The organism is Desertivirga arenae, from assembly GCF_017355785.1.
Lineage (GTDB): Bacteria > Bacteroidota > Bacteroidia > Sphingobacteriales > Sphingobacteriaceae > Desertivirga > Desertivirga arenae.
The window spans coordinates 152,658-168,401 of record NZ_JAFEWE010000001.1; the positions used below are offsets into that span (position 1 = coordinate 152,658).

Here is a 15,744-nt window from a genome sequence, read left to right on the forward strand (position 1 = left end):
CAATCTCAGAAGTTCTTCTTTATATTTTTCCCGTAATAGATATCTGCTGGAATATGATGACCAATATAAACTTCACTCAAGATCTCATATAAAACCGGGTCATACGCTTTTAAATCATCCGGTCCCTGAAGTCGTGTTTTTCCATCATTGAATTCGAAGTTAGACCAGAACCACCATTGCGTCCCCTCAGCCCAATATTCGTCAATGGTGTTAATGGCATACTGGTTCTTATACATATCCTTTTTCTTTGCATTCTCATAGGCCTTTTCCACCCTTGATATAAGCTCAGGATCACAGGTCCTCAAAGCTTCCATAATATTATGGCTCCATTCATGTATCATGATGTTCTCTCCGAAATACTTGGTACCAGGAAATCCCAATAAGTTTTCTTCGGCGCAGGAAGTCTGAATCCCTCCCATTCCCCGAGCTCTTTTGTTCCAGTACTCCTTATCTGTCATACTCGCAATCCCACCTGGTTTATCATAGTTTTCGCGCTCTGATGGGATCAGACGGATATCATCCTTCGCCGGCTTTTTCCAATCTCTGTATTCCGGCAGGTCAGTTTGCATTTCCGTATATGCCATTATCGAAAGCATCGCCTTATCTTTCATCATCTGAGTTCTAACATCAGGGCGCTTCGCCAGCATATAATTGATGATGTCTCTTGCCATTAGTAAAGCGGCATCAGAAACTTTTTCAGAGGATACAACCGGAATCCCACAAGCATCGATATACTTTTTATAAAATGCATCGAAATTTAAAGAAGCCGGAGGCCTGCTTATTACAACATTTTCATACTTATTAACCAAGGGAGTACCTTTCATTGGGTAGTACTGCGGTTGGGCTGAAGCATTCTCTGATGCGAACAGAGCAGCCGCTATAGAGCAACAACAAGCAAATTTTAAAGCGCCTTTTATAATCATTGAAAATAGATTAATGTATGTATTATTTTTCAGGTGTGATCACAGCTACCCATCCTCCCCCTGAAGCCAATTTTGCTGTAATTGACTTTGAAGTAAGATCTTGATCCTTCAAAATTTTATAGTCGGCGGCATGCTTATCTGCATTTACACCGTCCTGAAGGATTTGCATTTTATATTTACCAGGTTCCAGAAATGACAGGTCAACCTTTATTTCCCTTTCATCCCAGTTAGTCATTGCCCCGATATACCATTTCGATCCGTTCTTTCTTGCAGTAACTACATATTTACCAGCCTCGCCTGCAAGCCCTATGGTTTTATCCCAGGTGGTAGGCATTTGAGCAATGAAACGGGTGAAATCCGGCTCCTTCCTGTAGTTGGAAGGGTTATCAGCCAACATCTGCAATGGACTATCATAGATTACGTACATGGCAGCCTGATGGGCTCTGGTACCCATACTCATCGGTTCGGTAAATGTGATATGAAAATTCTTTTTAGTGGCGTTAATCATTGCTCCGGGCGTGTAGTCCATCGGCCCTGCAACCATTCGGGTAAAAGGAAGCGTAACGTTATGTTCGGGTGTGATCGTTTCCTCCCACTTGTTGTTTTCAAGTCCGCGAACACCTTCATAATTCACCACGTTAGGATATTTCCGGTTCAATCCCACGGGCTTATAAGCGCCGTGCAGATCAACCAATAATTTTCTCTTAGCAGCAGCTGCGGCAACGCGTTCATAATAATTCACCATGTACTGGTCTGCACGTGCCATAAAGTCAACCTTTATGCCTGCTGCGCCCCACTTTACAAATCGATCCAGGATCCGGTCCATATCCTTGTCCAGGGGTTGCCATAAGGCCCAAAGAATCACTCCTACATTTTTGCTCTTGCCGTATCTTATCAGTTCTTCAATGTTAAGGTCAGGAGTAGTAGCCAACAGATTAGTTGTTGTCAAAGACCAGCCCTCATCCAGAATGATATACTCTAATCCATATTCCGAGGCAAAATCAATATAGTACTTGTAGGTATCTGTATTAATTCCCGATTTGAAGTCAACGCCATAAATATTATTAGCATTCCACCAGTCCCAGGCTACTTTTCCAGGCTTAATCCAACTGGGATCGGCTATTACATTAGGACTGGACAACTTGTAAACCAGCTCGTTCTCCAGCAGCTGCCGATCGTCAGGGCTGATTATAATTGTTCTCCAGGGGAAAGTTCTGGCACCCTTTGTTTCTGCGATATAATCTGCTTTTCTTACAATAATCTCAGACCTGTCGGATTTCGGCTTCAGTTTATTTTCCAGAATTACTTTAGGAAAGTTCGCTTTAAGTGAGTTGCCTCCACTTCCAAACAAGAACATGTTAGGGTAGTCATAAAGATCAGACTCTGTTACCACCATTTTAGTTCCTTTTCCCGTAGAAATATGGAGCGGGAGAAAGCCGTATTGCCCATCGCTTATCTCGTTAAATTTCTGTCTTTTGAAGTTCCCTTCATAGTGCGATTGCATTTCCGGATCCTTCTCCTGTGGAAGGTAAACCTCACAGTTTTCGTTGAAGTTGAAGTCAGCAATCTCTTTTACAACCTGCACTTTCGCATCTGACAAAGCTGACTCGAAGCGGTAAGCTACGCCATCATTATAAGCCCGGAAAACTACGGCAAAGCCGCCTTTTAAAACCAGCTTCAGTTCGTTATAATGCTCTGGAATTTGTTTACTCCTAATGGGAACAATGGATGTAATTGTAGAGCTAACCGTTGTCCTCTCGACTTTATCAATCGCCGGTGAAGTGCCAGCCGACCTGCCATTACTAAAATATAACGCGATCGTACCAGGATCAAGTAAAATTTCTTGCTGCCGGCTTACTGACCATTTAAGATCTTTATCTGCAAGTACCTGTATTTTAATCTTTTTGTCTGGCGACAAAAGATCGTAGGTTTTAGAGTAGCCTAGGGAGACACAAAGGAGAGAAGCGAGTAGAAATATAAAAATTCTAAATTTCATTGAATCAATATTGAAGTTTTAAAAGAGGCCCATTTAAACCTGCGTAGACAAAACCTAAATTACCAAACCATCCCCGATATGGAGGTTAAGATATTAGCAGGCTGTTACCCAATCTTAACTTTATATCAGCCATTCTACTCGTTCTATCAGTTTTCTTTCCTCAGGCTTACTGAAGTTTTTCCTTCACCTAAGGGTACTACGATCCGCCCTCTTTCAGTCGGATAGTTTCCAGCAATGCTATACTTATAAGCCTTATTCATTTGTTCCATCTGAAGGTATGCTGAGGGAGTCGACCCATCATCTTCTGCTAAGCTTAAAAGAACTTCTCCTGAATTAATATTGTAACTTATCTGTTCAACTTTGCCTGCATCCAATGTAAGCCATAAGCCCGCAGGAGCAATAAACACTTTCGACTTTGCTGCAGTGGTAATCTTTGTATTGATCCATTTGCCAGATTTCTCTAGCAATCCACCGAATGCCAGCCAGCCCAATTGTTTGTCATTTAGGATATAAGAGGAGGTATTCACAGCATAACCGTAAAAATTTGAACCGTAGTCTCCTGAAAGGGCATCGATCTTTAGCGTTGATGGAAATGAATGAAAAGCAGCGGAGCCAAACCCGTCTTCGGTGATGTTTGATACTGCACCCATCAAGCCGCCATATCCCACACGCAATAAATAAAGGTCCTCCGGATTCTTTCTGTATTCCTGCAGTACCGGAATAGCGTTTAATCCGGATCCGTAATGGTGCAACTGTCGCTCTACTCTCGACAACTTCCCTCCGTAAAGGAAATCCCAATATCTTCTGGCACTGCCATTGTATCCCCAATGAGGTACGGTAGGCATATAAGCAAGTATCGCATCCAGCGTTACTTTCGACTTATCATTATAGCCAAAATAATCTGACCACATATATACCTCCTCCTGTCCTGTTGAGTCCCATGGCATTTCACTGCCAAATGGATAACTTAAAGATTTCCAGAGATCAGCCCTTTTCTTCATTTCGGTTTCGAGCTTCTCTGCGAGATCATTGTATCCTTCTGCCTTCAGATCCTTCAAGATGTATAAGAAAACGCTCCCTTCCATCTGCCCGAACTGAGCATAATGCGGTGCTAATTCAACCATTGCAATTGATGTGTGAAAGGCATTTTTTAAATGCAGGTCCCAGGAATGCTCGGTTACAAGAGCTTTATGAAAACGGGCAAGTCTGTAAAAAACCCAATGAGCGGCAGCAACATGAGGATAATTATAGGAACGCCCTAAATTGAAAGCCTCTTTTTGCGGCCAGGCCGACCAAACTTTATAGTTAATATCCTTGCTATAAGTACCGGCAGGCATTTTATCAGGCTCGTAATAGAACAAGCTTTTTTTCACCCCATATTTTTGATCTCCATCTGCGACCTGCAAATTACCCCAAAGTGTATGATTAACAAAGCGTTGCAGCTTTTCAACCTCAGCCTTCTCCGGCTGGACCAATTGTTTCATAATAGCAGCCAACCATCCGCCAGCTCCACCTTCATCACTCAGTCCTGCAATCCAAACACGGTTATCCTCCGTTACCTGCTTTTTAGTTTCGTAATCATAGCTTATCACTGATTCGCTTCGTTTGAACGGATCTGAATCTTTTTTATACCACTGCTCGCTTGTAAGAAACTTCCCGAAGTTTGAAAGAACTTTCTCTTCCGGCTGAATAACCTTGTAATGAACCGTTTGAGTAAGTCCGTTCGCGTAGGTTACAGAAAGCCTTGATCGTCCCCAAACCTTACCAGTTACCTGGTAAGATCTCCAGCCATTCCTTCCTTTGGATACTGGTGCAACTGCCAATGATCCTTCAGGGAACACTTCTGTTTTAAGCACTTTAGAGCTATAGTTAAGGAATAACTTAGCGGGAATATTCTGTGATATAACATAACCTGGGATACCCACAGCTACCGGACGCTTTTCTTCCAGTAACTTTGCTTCTATCTTTTTTACAGATTCCGCTATGGTAAATTTAAGTGCATAATTCTTACTTTCTCCGGCAGCCAGGGTCGTTGATGTTGGCTGATTCCAGGGTTGGGCATTTTTCCATTCGTTCTCCGCATAAGCTTTGCTATGTATCATCCATTCATGAAATCCCTCAAACGTAATTCCACGGGGCGTAGGATCATCCAGAAGAGGGTTGTATGCTTCAAACGACGCATTTTTAGCGGGTAGAACAAGCAACACCGGCCCATTCCCCTTTAGCCGGCAAACCTGAAGGTAACCCGCGTCCCTTCCGATATAAGGATCGTAAAAAACGTTGCTTGCATGGGTTTGTTCCAATGTCTTTTCATGTAAAATATTGTTAAATATCATCGGAATACCAAGAGCACCTATCTCGACAGGAGAGTTTGAAGTGTTCTTTATTTCAAACCGGAGCACCAGATCTTTACCATCTTTTTCCCAATAGCGAATCACCCGCAAAGGGATATCTGCAGGAAGCGTTGCAGCAAGATTTGCAGCAGCTAATACCTTTCCCCCTACAGTCAAACTCGCTACATCCATTCGTTTAGCTGCTGTAGAATACAGTTTCCATACAGCATCAGCACCTGCTCTTAATCTTAGGTTCAGATCTCCCAAATGGTATAGGCCATCTTTGCTTCTCAGATTTAACCGCTCGCCTGGTGTGAAATCAAAGCCAGGCTCTAATTTTGAACTTAAAGCCGACAAGGTCTGCGACGAACGCAGAAGCTTAAGCGTAAAATCTTCAGTAGCCACGTCTATAGTACCATTTTCTACATGGAGATTAGAGGGGCGCTTGCCTAAAGCTTCCCATGGCGATTGGGCCTCAGCCTGCTTCGCCGGCAGAAGAATTGCCAGTATAAAAAGGAGTTTTTGAAAATATCCTCTATTCATATTGATCTAAGTGTTGTTAAACTTTAAGCAAGCCGATGTAAAAGTTAAAGGTGTCTGCTTCTATATTTTCAGCTGTTGCCCCAGGTAGTTTAATTTCAGAAAAATGATCCGAAGTAAGTTCGACAATAGAATATTCAGAACCTTTAACTCTTAGTCTCACTGGCATATCAAATCCCGGGGTGTTAGCGATCCAACGGCCCATTAATTTGCCTTCTTTCCGGCGGATCTCCAATACAGGAATGCTGGTGTAATTTAAATATTGATCAAATATCCTGCTGAAATCCCTTTTAGCCTCTTTATTGATATACCCGATAACATCAGCGGAAGTAACCGTTTGATGAAAAAACTGCTCATTCAGGCCCCTTAGAATTCTTCGCCATTTTTCATCATCGTTCAATATGGTCCTGATCATGTTGAGAAGATTACCTCCCTTATAATACATATCTCCCGACCCGGTTGCATTAACATGGTAAGCCGGGATGATGGGGACATCGTTTAAGATCTTATTTCTTGTACCATTAACGTACTCCGTTCCGGCTTTTTTACCATAATGAAAGTCCAGGAACAGCGATTCTGAATAGTTGGTAAAGCTTTCATGGATCCACATGTCCGCCTGATCTTTGGCTGTAATATTATTCCCGAACCACTCGTGCCCGCTTTCGTGAACAATGATGAAATCCCATTTCATGCCCCAACCGGTTCCACTTAAATCTGTATTCTTGTACCCGTTCTGAAATTTATTTCCATAAGCTACAGCGCTCTGGTGCTCCATCCCGAGATGCGGGGCTTCAATAAGTTTATAACCGTCTTTGTAAAAGGGATAAGGACCAAACCAATGTTCAAAGGCTTTCAGCATCTTTTTCACATTAGCGCCAAAGTGAACTTTTGCTTTATTCAGGTTCTCCGGAAGAACCCAATAGTCTAGTCGTAATTTTCCAGCTTCCCCAACAAAGCTATCAGAGAAATGAACGAAATCACCAATATTAAGGACCACACTATAATTATTAATCGGGTTAGCGATAAACCAATCAAACTGGGTATAACCATCTTTACGTTTTGTAACTTTTCTCAGCGTCCCGTTGGAAATATCCTTTAATCCGGCAGGAACACTTACACTGAGCAGCATACTGTCAACCTCGTCAGACTGGTGATCTTTATTTGGAAACCATACGCTTGCTCCAATTCCCTGGCAAGCCGTTGCTATCCATGGCTTTCCCTTTGCATCTTTGGAAAACACAAAGCCGCCGTCCCAGGGAGCCCTTATAGCCACTGTTGGAAAGCCGGAGTAATAAACAATAAAGCTTTGATTACTTCCCTCTCTAATTAAATAAGGGAAGTTGATAAACACAGCATTATGTTCCCGCGAAAAAGGAACAGCTTTACCGTTAAAGACTATGCTATCCACTTTAAGATTGGCGAAGAGATCGAACTGTAACTTATCAAGATCACCTGTCGCTTTGAATTTAAAGAGATTGGATCCCTGAATGAACTTCTTTTCAGGATCTACCTTAACGTTAAGATGGTAATAGGTGATGTCGTAAACTGATCGCAGTGAAGTTAAAGAACCTCTTAAAGAATCCGCCCTGCTAAAAACTTTCTCCTTTTTATAAAACTGAGCATGCGCTGAGAGGGAGAAGCATAAGCAAAAGAAGCACAGAAGAGAAAACTGAAGGCGATTTATTCTCATACCCCTATAGACTACCTGCCCCCAGGAGGGCAGTGCTTTTTCAAAAACTCGGTGAATAACGTTGCTAAATGTTCTGTTGTCCCTGCCCCTTCAGATATGGAATGGGTTCGGTTTGGGTAAGCCATCATTTCAAACTGCTTATTGTACTTTACTAATTCGTTGATCAACAGCTCGGCATTTTGATAATGCACATTGTCATCCCCGGTACCATGAATGTAAAGAAGATTTCCTTTGAGATTTCTAGCATAAGTAAGTGGCGAACCTTTAAGGTAAGGCGTGCTATCTTGTTTAGGATTACCCATATAGCGCTCCTGGTAAATATTATCGTAGGTAAACTGACTTGCAACAGCTGCTATAGCAATCCCGGTTTTGTAGATCTCGGGATATTGGAACATTAAATTCAGGGTAGATGAACCGCCACCGCTCCAGCCCCAAACCGCCACGCGCGAAGAATCTATAAAAGACCATTTAAGAATTTCTTTAGCAGCCATTGCCTGGTCCCTTATATTTACAGTACCAATGCTTTTATAAATTGATTTTCGCCAGGTTCTACCTTTTGGAGCTGGAGCGCCCCGGTTTTCCAGAGATATATAGATGTAGCCATCGTTTGCCATGCTCCCCTTATAAAGTCGGTTGCGTCCAGCGCCGTACCTGTTTGTCACGGTTTGACTGGCCGGCTCTCCATATACATAAAATAATACAGGGTACTTTTTCTTAGGGTTGAAGTCGGTCGGTTTCAACATCCACCCATCCATTTCAACACCCTCCGCTGTTTTAATTTTAAAAAACTCGGGGCTGGCAGCACTTGCTTCAGCAGCATTTAATTTACCAGACATGTTCTTATGATCAGCTAAGCTTACAATTTCCTGCCCCGGTAGCGTTGATGCGTTTGAAAAACGATGTATAGCAAACTTCCCCTTGTCTGAAATCTGATAAGAATGACTACCCTTCAGTGATTGGGGAGTTACTTTTTCAGCATTACCATTGCCATCCAGCCTTGTTCTATACAAATAGCTTTCTGTAGCATTATCAGGCGAAGCCATATAGTAGATATAGCCATTAGGTTCGTCGACAAGGCTAAGTGAAATCATATCATAATCGCCCCGGGTGATCAGCTTTTCTTTCCCCTCGCGATCTACCCTATAAATATGCCTCCAACCATCCTTCTCAGAGACCCATAAAAACTCTTTGCCTTTATTGATCCAATCCCAACCTGTAGGGTCCTCGCTCCACCTGGCTTTTACGTCAATCCACGCAGGATCGGTTTCTGTGTATATTACTTTTGAGTTGCCCCCATTTACATCGCAAATGATAATATTACTGAGGTTTTGCTCCCGGTTTAGTTGCTGCAGGATAATCTGATCAGAGCTGGCTGCCCATTCCATCCTCGGAATGTAGTTTTGCACAGGGTCTCCGGGTATATCCATCAGCGTTGTCTCTCCGGTGGCTATATTTACCACAGCAATTGAACATTTACTTGGATCCTCCCCGGCTTTAGGATATTCTACAGGTATGGTACGTGAATAAATGGAATCTGTAGTATTCAACATCAGGTAATTCCTGGTCTTCCCGGCATCCAGCTTCCAGAAAGCGATACTTTTACTATTATCAGACCAGCGGAAGCCATCCCTGCAGTCGAATTCCTCTTCATATACCCAGTCAAACGTTCCGTTGATGATCTTGCTACTCCCATCTTTTGTTAGAGCCGTGATTTTTCCGTTTGAAAGCTCTTCGCAATACAAATTATGGCCGGAGACGTAGGCTACTTTGGAGGCATCCGGCGAAAACTTCGCAAACATCAAAGAAGCTTCCGGCAGTGCCTTTCCGATTTGAAAAAGACGCTTCGTTTTAAGGTCCATCACCCAATAATCTCCACGGGTCTCGTACCTCCAAACCTTGCGGGTATTGGTACTTATGAGGATCAGGGATCGATTAGCTGAGAAGGCAAAATTCTTGATTTCGAGAGGACGGCTGGTTCCAGCTGGTATCAGATCCGACTTCTTGACGATTACATTACTCACTGCACCTGAAATGTCTCTTACAATAATATTATTATCAGAAACCTCGTAGATTCCTTTATTGTCTAGAGTCCACCGTACTGCCTGAGCAAGTAATAGATTGCTTGAAAAGAGTTGAAAAAGGAAGGCAAAGCCAATTGCCCTGTAAACTGTTAACTTCTGCATAATTTTAATTCGCTACCGATAAAACTTTCTGATCATCAAGATCGGGTTCAACCTCCTGGTACGCATCCTCAGTCCGTTCTTTCAAAAATGGAGTAATGATCATAAATAACACTATAAAAACACATAGTAGCGTTATAAAAAACCAATAGTACCTTGCTCCGCTTAAATCGCCAAAAAAAGTAGTATTGGATGAAATACTACGATTCACAAGCGCGGTAAATAAATTTCCCAGGGCTGTAGTAAGTAACCAGAGGGCAATCATTGTACTTTTCATTGATTTGGAAGCCTGGGTGTAAGCGTACTCTAAACCAGTTACAGAAACAAGCACTTCTGCTGCTGCTAATATTGCATAGGCTAATATTTGCCACCAAACGGAAGGAGCAGCTCCCTGATCGATTTTCTCCTGTAAGAAAGCTATCACCACAAATGAAAGAGCTGTCAAAACTAATCCTGCACCTATTTTTCGTAAAGGGGTGATTCGAATACCCATATTTCGTAAAAAAGGAAACAAGGCATAATTAAATAATGGAATACAGATCAAAAGAAAAGCAGGATTGAAGGTTTGAACCTGTTCGGGTAGCAGCTCGACGCCTAGAATATGGCGGTCTAACTTAGTGGCCTGCAACACCCATTCTGATAAATTCTGATCCCATAATGCCCAAAACACAGGAATAAAAGAGAACACGATCAGCACATTGTAAACAGTCTTCACGTCTTCAACTTTCTCCGGATTAAAATTATCCTTGGCTACATCCAGCCAGTGCTGTCCCTTCCTTTTCTTTCCGAAATTAAACAGGGCATAAAAAGATATGAATACGAAATTGTTCTTATTTACACCTGATGGCGGAACTTTAACATAGTTCTTCCGGCCGAGGAAAAATACAATGGTGGCCAGCGCCATTAATATTCCCGGTACCCCAAAAGCCCAGGCTGCCCCAGCTTTAGCATATAGCATGGGAATAAATATTGTAGACAGGACTGATCCTACATTGATGCTAAAGTAAAACCAGCCATAACTTTTAGATAGCAAGTGCCGGTTGCTCCTGTCAAATTGGTCACCTAAATTAGCGGAAACGCATGATTTGATCCCTCCAGCTCCAATCGCGATAAGCAGAAGACCATACTGAAATTTGGTTAGATCTGTTTCAAACGAAGCCAGCATTAAATGTCCAAGACAGTATACTACCGATATATAAAGAATAACTTTATACTTTCCAAAAAACCAATCGGCCATTAGGCCTCCAATAAATGGTAAGGCATAAGCTAAGGACACAAAGAAATGAGTAGCTTCATTGGCTTTTGCTTCAGCTACAGTTTGAAGGGCAGGATTCAATGTTGGATTAAAAAACTGGGCAACCAGAAAAGTCGCCAGTATTGATCTCATCCCATAAAAGCTAAATCTTTCGGCCCCTTCATTTGCAATAATATAAGGCACACTGGCAGGATACTTATTACTTCTTATCATATTTCAACAGGTGTAAAAATCGAGTAAAAACGAGTCGTTTTTTAGCCAGATATTTACTTTTTCAAACCAGATATTAACATCACAGAAACTTAGGGCAATAATTTAGAACAAAAACGAATGATTCATCCAAAAAACGAACACTAAACCTCGCAAAATATTAAAATAATAAAAAAACTGCGTAAAATCATTCAGCAGTAGGCTACATTCCTTCAATCCGATTAAAAATACTTTAACAAATCGCAAAAAAGAAAAAAGAAACACAAGAACGACACCCTTCATTCTCGAATCACTTGTTGCCTAATAAATTAAAATCAGATGCTGCTTAGAGGAAAATGGTTAGTTATCCTTAGTTTACAATCAATTAATAAAGCGAATATCTTATTAAAAAGACTGAGATGATTAGCAAATATTCGCTCTATTATACCAGATATTAGCCTCTTTAATCTAATACTTCTACCAATTCTGCTTTTTAATTACTTTCAATCTTTCAATTCTAATTGAGCCATCAAATGTTTGAAACTGAAGTTTATTTATCAAGGAGAGGAAAATTAAAGCAAAGAGTACAAAAGGGACTATTACTATTTCTTGGTAACGAGGAAAGTCCTATGAATTATGAGGCTAACACCTATCATTTTCGCCAGGATAGCAGCTTTTTATACTATTTTGGAATTAGTGCGCCAGGCCTTGCAGCAATTATAGATCTGGATCAGAATACGGAGATGATGTTTGGAAACGAAATGAACATTGACGACCTGGTATGGACAGGACAGTTGGAGACCTTGGAAGAGAAGTGTCTGAAGGCGGGAGTAAAAGGAGCTTACCCGGCTTATAAGCTCGCTGAAGTTATCAAACATGCGAAGGACCAAGACAGACCGGTTCACTTCCTACCACCCTATAGGGCAGAAAATAAGATAAAGCTGCAGCAGCTTCTGGCGCTGGATTTAAATAAGATTAAAGAGTCGGCTTCTGTCGAGTTCATAAAAGCCGTAGTAGAACAAAGGTCAGTCAAAGGTGCCGAAGAAGTAGAGGAAATTGAAAAAGCAGTAAATACATCAGTCAAGATGCATAAGCTGGCCATGTTAAATACCAAACCAGGTTCCACTGAATCTGAAGTTGCTGCCATGATCCATGAGGCTGCGCTGAAGGACGGCGGGAATCTGGCTTATCCTATTATCCTTACCAAGAACGGGCATATCCTCCATAATTACAATAGGATCCACACTCTTACTGACGGAGACCTTGTACTTAACGATTCCGGAGCTGAAACCGCAATGGGATATTGTGGAGATCTTACCCGAACTTTTCCGGCTGGGAAAAAGTTCAGCGAGCGGCAAAAAGAGATCTATAAAATTGTACTTGATTCACTGAGATCAGCATCAGAGGCACTTAAGCCAAACACAAGATATTTGGATGTTCATTTTACTGCCTGCAAAAAACTCACAGAGGGACTAAAAGATCTGGGCTTAATGAAAGGAGATCCGGATGAGGCAGTAGCTGCAGGAGCTCACGCTATGTTTTTCCAATGTGGAACGGGGCACATGATGGGCATGGACGTTCACGATATGGAAGACCTGGGAGAAGAGTATGTAGGCTACAACGATTCCGTAAAAAAAGAAACTGAACTATTTGGTCTTAAATCACTGCGATTAGGTAAAGAACTACAACCTGGATTTGTGTTAACCGTGGAACCAGGTATTTACTTCAATCCTTATCTTATTGATCTTTGGAAGGCAGAGAAGAAACACAGGGAATATATCAACTATGAGCTTCTGGAAGAATATCGTCACTTCGGTGGAATTCGCATCGAAGACAATTTTTTAATTACCAATGATGGTGCAAAAGTATTGGGACAACCCTTGCAGAAAACTATATCCGAAATTGAAGCAATGAGGGCAATTGCCTTTTAAATAATCTTTAAACTATCTAGCTATGTCTGTATTCCAATTAATCTCCGTCATCCCTGTCCTGTTCTTTTTAATAATTGCAGTACTAATTATTGTGATATTCAAATTTATAAAACATACTACCCAGCGAAATCTGGATATAAAACAACAGCAGAATGAACTGTTAAAGGACTTGATTCATTATTTAAAACAGTCAAAATAAAGAGCAACAAAGGGGCTTTTCGCCCCTTCTCGATCATCATTTAAAATCTATCTTCCTGAGACAGATAGTTCTTTACTTTCATCCCTGTTTGGTATATCTACATGATGCAGGTGCTTAAGAAAGAAGTCCCTTTTTCTTCTTCTACCATAAGTGCCACCATCGCTGTGCCCCATCCCGGGGATCATCAGAAAGTCGAAATCTTTATTCGCTTTAATCAGCGCGTCGGCAAACCGGTAAGTAGACTCGGGAGGAACGTTCTCGTCGACCTCACCAACAATCAGCATTAGATCTCCCCGTAACTTTTGAGCGTTGCTTATATTCGACTGCTGATCATAATGAGGCCCAACCGGATACCCCATCCATTGTTCATTCCACCATTGCTTATCAATGCGATTATCGTGACAACCGCAGGAAGCTACAGCGGCTTTATAAAAATCAGATTGGAACAATAATGCACCAGCTGCATTTTGACCGCCAGCGGAGGTGCCATAGGCCCCTACCCTGCTAATATCAGCCTGAGGATATTTGGCCGCCAATGCTTTCATCCATAAAATGCGATCAGGAAAACCAGCATCAGCTAAATTCTTCCAGCAAACATCATGAAATGCCTTCGACCGGTTCGCCGTACCCATGCCATCTATTTGAACAACGATGAAGCCTGCATCCGCCAGGCTCTGCATCTCGCTATAGGCAGAATAATCTTTTCGTACGTAAGAATCCTGGGGACCGGCATATATATTTTCAATAACAGGATATGTTTTATCAGGATCAAAGCTAGTTGGGAAACAAGCGATACCATAAATTTCTGTCTTACTATCCCTTCCTTTTGCGGAGAAAGGAACCGGAGCTTTTACACCAAGTTTTTCCAGATCTCTAAGATCAGCAGTTTCAAGCCGCATAATTACCCTGCCGTCAGATGTCCTCTTTAATTCTGTAACAGGGGCAACGTTTATTAGCGAATAGGTATCAATAAAGTATTTTCTATCAGGAGAATATCTAACCAAATGCGTCCCCTTTTCCGGTGTAAGATTTATCAGATTCTTCCCATCAAAGCCGATCCTGTAGTAATGAATAAGGTAAGGATCCTCATCAGGGTTCATTCCACTTGCCCTGAACCAAATTTCCCGCTTTTTAGCATCAACGCTGTCTATACCACGTACAACCCAGTTCCCTCGGGTTATCTGCTGCTTTTGTTTACCTGTGCGCTCATCGATCAGGTAAATATGACGCCAGCCATCTTTCTCGCTTATCCAAACAATTTCCGCGGTCTTAGGTAGATAATGTGTGTAAATCCGCTGCTCATAAATAAACGTAGGAGTTTGTTCATCAATAATATTCCTGCTTTTCCCGGTAAGAGCATCCACTTCTATCACTCGGAAGCGCTGATGTCCGCGGTCAACTTTCTCATAAGTAAAATAACGGCTACTCGCATTGCGCCAATGTAATTCTGGTGCACCGAAAAAATCTATCTTCTCAACCGAAGGCTTAATATGCGACCTGGTTTCCGGACTGAATAAATTCATTTCATAGCTGGTAAACTCGTCGCCAGGCTGCGCATAAGGCCTGGATTTTAATTGCGCACGTGTGGTACCCGATACTGAGCTTAGAAGTAAGTGCACCTCCTTCTCCTTCCGTTCATCTACCTTCCATGCTACGATAGTTTTTCCATCAGGAGCCCAACTTAAGGCATCATAAGGGATTGCGGCAGTTCCATCGGTACTTAACTGCTTTACCTCTGTTCCATTTTTTTCCTTCAAAAATACATTTCCGTCCTTTACAAGAGCAACCCATTTCTGATCGGCAGAGACAGAATCCCTTTTAGGGTCTTCCCATCTTGGCCGGGAATACTGCAAGGGCCTGCTGTCTTTATAGCGCTCCCCGCCGGGTAGCTTTGCTTCCACGAACGAGTAATCAGTAAGATCTATCAGATACCACTTTCCCTTATTTTTTAATTGAAGATTGCTCCCACCTTCCAGAAAATACATCTCATCAATATTCAGCCGATCCTGCAACACTCTCTTACCTTCAAGCTCGGAAAGTACTTTTGCAATTTTACCTGCATCAAATGCTTCACGTTTAATACCTCTGCCCGGATCTACATAAATATATTCTTGTTTATCACCTGCCAGCCTGTTAACATACCAGAAAGAGTATCCATCAGGATTCCAGTTTGCACTAACTGTTGTTTTGTATACTGATTTTCTTGCCGTAGAATCAAGCATCTCAGCCCGGCGAAAAGCAATTTTTAAATACTCCCGGGAAGGAACGAACGGAGCAGGTTTTGTTTGAGCCACAGCCTGATTAACCAAAAAGGCCAATAAAAATGCATTTCGTTTTGTAAGAAACATAAGGAAAATCTATTTGCTAAATATATTTAGTAATCGCATCTCAGCTTTTTCGTATTTTATCAAAAACCTACCAGGAATTAACTTGAATCAGGAATTTTCCGACATTCGCCCAGGGGATTAGCATTGACAGAGTCAGGAGAATCTTTTGGATTGATGCCGG

At 41.9% G+C, this 15,744-nt stretch carries 8 protein-coding genes; 1 reads left to right on the forward strand and 7 read right to left on the reverse strand.

Annotated elements, in window-relative coordinates:
- Positions 1–5: 5 nt before the first annotated feature.
- The 6 genes from J4N24_RS00710 to J4N24_RS00735 form a co-directional block, all read right to left on the reverse strand.
- Positions 6–923 carry a glycoside hydrolase gene (locus tag J4N24_RS00710; RefSeq protein WP_207531721.1) on the reverse strand — a complete coding sequence of 306 codons (918 nt, stop codon included), beginning with the start codon at positions 921–923 and terminating at the stop codon, positions 6–8.
- A gap of 22 nt (positions 924–945) precedes the next feature.
- The gene (locus J4N24_RS00715) at positions 946–2,919 is read right to left on the reverse strand and encodes a glycoside hydrolase family 97 protein (RefSeq protein WP_207531722.1); all 1,974 of its coding nucleotides are present in this window, start codon (positions 2,917–2,919) and stop codon (positions 946–948) included.
- 146 nt (positions 2,920–3,065) lie between these two features.
- Entirely contained in the window at positions 3,066–5,795 is a 2,730-nt protein-coding gene (locus J4N24_RS00720) for a DUF5695 domain-containing protein (protein WP_207531723.1), read from the reverse strand.
- Between the two features lie 16 nt (positions 5,796–5,811).
- Positions 5,812–7,482 (reverse strand): M1 family metallopeptidase, encoded by a 1,671-nt coding sequence (locus J4N24_RS00725; protein ID WP_207531724.1) that lies wholly within the window; start codon positions 7,480–7,482, stop codon positions 5,812–5,814.
- Positions 7,483–7,493: 11 nt separating this feature from the next.
- Positions 7,494–9,665, reverse strand: coding sequence for a S9 family peptidase (locus J4N24_RS00730; protein ID WP_207531725.1), 2,172 nt, complete (start codon positions 9,663–9,665; stop codon positions 7,494–7,496).
- Between the two features lie 4 nt (positions 9,666–9,669).
- Complete coding sequence (locus J4N24_RS00735) at positions 9,670–11,130, reverse strand: POT family MFS transporter (RefSeq protein ID WP_207531726.1); 1,461 nt, start codon at positions 11,128–11,130, stop codon at positions 9,670–9,672.
- Between the two features lie 509 nt (positions 11,131–11,639).
- On the opposite strand from J4N24_RS00735, the gene J4N24_RS00740 reads away from it, so the two are divergent.
- The gene (locus tag J4N24_RS00740; protein WP_207531727.1) at positions 11,640–13,037 is read left to right on the forward strand and encodes an aminopeptidase P family protein; all 1,398 of its coding nucleotides are present in this window, start codon (positions 11,640–11,642) and stop codon (positions 13,035–13,037) included.
- A 246-nt stretch (positions 13,038–13,283) separates the two neighbouring features.
- Here the strand turns inward: J4N24_RS00740 and J4N24_RS00745 are convergent, their stop codons facing one another.
- Positions 13,284–15,584 (reverse strand): S9 family peptidase, encoded by a 2,301-nt coding sequence (locus J4N24_RS00745; RefSeq protein WP_207531728.1) that lies wholly within the window; start codon positions 15,582–15,584, stop codon positions 13,284–13,286.
- Positions 15,585–15,744 lie beyond the last annotated feature (160 nt).